The organism is Liquorilactobacillus uvarum DSM 19971 (genome assembly GCF_001434935.1).
GTDB lineage: Bacteria > Bacillota > Bacilli > Lactobacillales > Lactobacillaceae > Liquorilactobacillus > Liquorilactobacillus uvarum.
This window is the reverse complement of sequence record NZ_AZEG01000142.1, coordinates 1-240: the sequence shown is the minus strand read 5'-3', so window position 1 is coordinate 240 and position 240 is coordinate 1. Positions and strand designations below refer to the sequence as shown.

The 240-nt window shown below is 32.5% G+C and carries 1 protein-coding gene; it reads right to left on the bottom strand.

Translation table 11 applies throughout. The annotated features are described in order from the left end of the window. Positions 1-38 precede the first annotated feature (38 nt). On the bottom strand, positions 39-240 hold a 202-nt coding region (locus tag FD20_RS13750; protein ID WP_057738956.1), incomplete at its 5' end, for an AbrB/MazE/SpoVT family DNA-binding domain-containing protein.

Below are 240 nucleotides of genomic sequence, written 5' to 3'. Positions count from 1 at the left end.
GCTTGGATTAAAGTTAACATAAAATATATCACCTTGGCTTACCATTGAAGTTCATTATCTTCTGACTTTCCCCAATCAAGCTCGTGATCCCTTTTCCCGTCATCTTTCCAATCCTTAAATAGTTCGTGAATATTGGTTGGGTTCTTTTTTATTGGTGTTAAAACAATTGATCCATTTTCAATTGTTATTGTCATATCTTGGTTATCATCTAATTTCAGTTGTTTAATAATTTGGCTAGGA